Genomic DNA, 3,400 nt, shown 5'->3' on the forward strand with positions numbered 1-3,400 from the left:
GCCGGCCTGCCGCCCGTCCCCGCCCCCCACGGGAGTGCGCCGGGACTCCCCGCGGAGGGGTCTCCCGGCGGCGCGCCTACGGCCGCGCGCCGATCGCGTCGGCGGGCTTCGCCGGGGCCTGCACCGGGGCGTCCGCGTCGGCGGGCGCCTCCTCCGCGGGCGCCTCCTCCGCGGTGGCCTCGGACGGGGCTTCGACCACACCGGCCGGGGCCTGCGCCGGGGCGTCCGCGTCGGCGGGCGCGTCCTCCTGCGGCCTCCCGGGGCCGGTCGCCCCGCCGGGGGCGCCGTCCTCGGCGGCGGACCCGGGCGCCTGCTGTCCGGGTGCTTCCTGGCCCGGCGCCTGCTGTGCCGGAGCCTCCTGGCTCGGGGCCCCCTGTCCGGGCGCCTGCTGTGCCGGAGCCTGCTGTGCCGGAGCCTCCTGCGCCGGAGCCTCCTGCGCCGGGTTCCCCTGGTTCGGCCCGGCGGGACCGCTCGGCCCCTGGGCGCCCTCGGGGGCCTCCTCCGCGGGAACGTCCGCCGGAACGGGGTCGGCGTCCTTCCCGGGGTCGGAGGCGTTGCGGTCGATCCAGTCCACGAGGGCCTGGACGGTGACGGTCTCGAAGGTCCCGTGGGGAGACCACTCCCCGGGGCCCTCCGCCGAGGCGGCGAGGGCGGCGCCCGTGCCGAGCACGGTCAGTCCTCCGGCCAGGGCGGTGGTGGCGGCGATCCTGGTGAACGCACGCATGCTTTTTCACTGCTCCTTCCAGGTCAGGCTGCGACACGTTTCGTGATCGTGTCGTTACATACAGTCACCAGTGTTCCGGATCGCAGGTCATCCCGGGGTTTCGCGGGGATGAAGGACGCGTATGCCTTTCCCGTCCCGGGCCAAGAGGCGACAAAGTCCCCGGGACCCCCGGCGGGAAACGTCCCGGATCGCCTCCTCCGGTCGTACATTTGGCCGCGGTGATAGTGGGTACGCCTGCGTCCAACGTCCCCCAGACACGCCATGACGTCCCGTACCACGACACGGAGAAGGAGCGGTGTATATGTCTCGGCCTCGGATCGTGGTGGTCGGCGCAGGTTTCGGTGGACTCCACACCCTGCGTCACCTCGAACGCCGTATCCCGGCGGGGGCGGCCGACATCGCCCTCGTCGCCCCGCACGACTACATGCTCTACAGCCCGCTGCTGCCCCAGGTCGCCTCAGGGCTGCTCACACCCCAGTCGGTCGCCATGTCCGTGCACCGGCTCACCAGGGAGACCAGGCTCGTCCCGGGACACGCCGTCGGCGTGGACACCCGTGACCGCGTCGTCCTCGTCCGCCGGCCCACCGGTGAGCTCGCGCCCCTCCGCTACGACCGGCTGGTGCTCGCGCCGGGGGGACTCACCCGGGCCTTCGACATCCCCGGGCTCACCGAGCACGCCTACGGCGCCAAGACCCTGGCGGAGGCCGTGCTCCTGCGCGACCACGTCCTCGCCCAGCTGGAACTGGCCAACGACACCCGCGACCCCGCCGAGCGTGAGGAGCGCTGCCGCTTCGTCGTGGTCGGCGGGGGCTACACCGGCGTCGAGACCGCCGCTTCCCTGATGCGGCTCTGCCAGGAGGCGGCCAAGCGCTACCCGGAGCTGCGCTCGGTGATCCGCTGGCACCTCGTCGACATCGCGCCCAAGGTGCTGCCCGAGCTCGGCGACCGGCTGGGCCGCAAGGCGCTCGACCTGCTGCGCTCCCTGGGGATCGAGGTCAAGCTCAAGGTGTCCGTGCGCGAGGTGAGCGCCGACAAGGTGGTCCTCACCGACGGCCGGGCCCTGCCCTGCCGGACACTGATCTGGACGGCGGGCGTCTCGCCCAGCCCGCTCATGGAGACCCTGGACAGGCCCACCCAGCGGGGCCGCCTGGAGGTGGACGCCGACCTGCGCGTGCCCGGGGTCCCGGAGGTGTTCGCCATCGGTGACGCCGCGGCGGTCCCCAACCTCGCCCAGGACGGCGGCGCCTACTGCCCGCCGACCGCGCAGTACGCCACACGCCAGGCCGCCACCGCCGCGGAGAACGTCGTCGCCTCCCTGCTGGGGCGTCCGCTGCGCGATTTCCGGCACAAGGACATGGGACTGGTGGTGGACCTGAGCGGCAGGGACGCGCTCGCGCGGGTCCTCAAGTTCGACCTGACCGGCCTTCCCGCGCTGGGCGTCACCCGCGGCTACCACATGATGGCGGTGCCGTCCCCGACCGCCCGGGCCCGCATCCTGGCCAACTGGGGGATCCGGGCGTTCACCGGCGGAGAGGTGTCGCGGCTGGGCTTCGCCGACGACGGCCGCCCCTCGTCGTTCGTCGCCAACGAGGCGGTCGACTACCTGGACGCCGCGACCTCGGGCAAGGAGGGGGCGCGCCTGCTGGAGAACGAGCGGGAGCGCTACGGAGAGGACTGAGGCCGCGCGGGCCGGCGGCGTGCGCCGGGCCCCGGGCGGGGCCCGGCCGTCGGGGCTCCGGCGGCCGCCCGGGCCGTGTCCGGCCGCGGCGCGGGGGAGTCCGGGGGCGCCCCCTAGGAGCGGACGAGGCGGGCGATGGCCTCGGACGCCTCGCGGACCTTCTCGTCGGCCTCCTCGCCGCCGTTGGCGACGGCGTGGGCCACGCAGTGCTTGAGGTGCTCGTCGAGGATGGCGAGGGAGAAGGACCGCAGCGCCTTGTTCACGGCCGACGTCTGGGTCAGGATGTCGATGCAGTACTGGTCGTCCTCGACCATGCGCTGGAGTCCGCGGATCTGTCCCTCGATCCGGCGCAGCCGGTTGATGTGACTCTGCTTGTCGTTGCTGTAACCGTGGGTCGCAGCCATGGTCCCGCTTCCGTGTTGTTCCTGCCCAGATGCCATTACCATACCCCCTACAGGTATCCAACCGCGGGGGTGTGGAACGCATTCCGCCGTCCCGGCCCCGTGCGCGTGGTGGTCAATGCGGCCGTAGTAGGAGTTTCCCAGACGAACGAGGGCCGATCGCCTCGCCGTCCCGGGCCGTAAACGTCCGGTCTGATCTGGGCAAGCCCGGGGCCGGGGGCCTTGCCCCCGCCACCGGCCGAGCCGACGATGGCCGTATGAGCGAAAGCGCCGAGAACGACATCATGGCCACCATCCGGGGACTGATGGACGAGGAGCACGCGCTCCGCTCCGCCCCCGGGGGACTGGAGCCGGAGGAACGCGGCCGCATGGAGGAGGTGGAGGCCGCGCTGGACCAGTGCTGGGACCTGCTCCGGCAGCGGCGGGCCCGCAGCGAGTTCGGCCAGGACCCCGACGAGGCGCGGGTCCGCCCCGCCTCCGAGGTCGAGAACTACCGCCAGTAACCCCGGCGGTTCCAGCCACCCCGAGGCGAAACTTCATGTGCCCCGTGAGCGTCACACGGTGACACCGGCGCCGGGACGGGGGCCGTGCGCGCAC

The 3,400-nt window shown here is 73.5% G+C and carries 4 protein-coding genes; 2 read left to right on the plus strand and 2 right to left on the minus strand.

Annotated features, from left to right (window positions below; all coding sequences use genetic code 11):
- Positions 1–76 precede the first annotated feature (76 nt).
- Positions 77–724 (minus strand): hypothetical protein, encoded by a 648-nt coding sequence (locus ACWGL3_RS31685; RefSeq protein ID WP_452462143.1) that lies wholly within the window; start codon positions 722–724, stop codon positions 77–79.
- A 301-nt stretch (positions 725–1,025) separates the two neighbouring features.
- Between ACWGL3_RS31685 and ACWGL3_RS31690 the strand changes: the two genes are divergently transcribed.
- Positions 1,026–2,402 (plus strand): NAD(P)/FAD-dependent oxidoreductase, encoded by a 1,377-nt coding sequence (locus ACWGL3_RS31690; protein ID WP_267948782.1) that lies wholly within the window; start codon positions 1,026–1,028, stop codon positions 2,400–2,402.
- A 113-nt stretch (positions 2,403–2,515) separates the two neighbouring features.
- On the opposite strand, the gene ACWGL3_RS31695 is transcribed toward ACWGL3_RS31690, so the two are convergent.
- A complete protein-coding gene (locus ACWGL3_RS31695; protein ID WP_267948783.1) occupies positions 2,516–2,806 on the minus strand; it encodes a metal-sensitive transcriptional regulator in 291 nt (96 codons plus the stop codon).
- 254 nt (positions 2,807–3,060) lie between these two features.
- On the opposite strand from ACWGL3_RS31695, the gene ACWGL3_RS31700 reads away from it, so the two are divergent.
- Complete coding sequence (locus ACWGL3_RS31700; protein WP_267948784.1) at positions 3,061–3,306, plus strand: DUF2630 family protein; 246 nt, start codon at positions 3,061–3,063, stop codon at positions 3,304–3,306.
- Positions 3,307–3,400: the final 94 nt, after the last annotated feature.

This window comes from Nocardiopsis sp. NPDC055824, from assembly GCF_053616335.1.

What these genes read in the sequence shown, in the direction of transcription:
- ACWGL3_RS31685 (WP_452462143.1), bottom strand. Translation starts at nt 724, where the DNA reads ATGCGTGCGTTCACCAGGATCGCCGCCACCACCGCCCTGGCCGGAGGA.
- ACWGL3_RS31690 (WP_267948782.1), top strand. Translation starts at nt 1,026, where the DNA reads ATGTCTCGGCCTCGGATCGTGGTGGTCGGCGCAGGTTTCGGTGGACTC.
- ACWGL3_RS31695 (WP_267948783.1), bottom strand. Translation starts at nt 2,806, where the DNA reads ATGGCTGCGACCCACGGTTACAGCAACGACAAGCAGAGTCACATCAAC.
- ACWGL3_RS31700 (WP_267948784.1), top strand. Translation starts at nt 3,061, where the DNA reads ATGAGCGAAAGCGCCGAGAACGACATCATGGCCACCATCCGGGGACTG.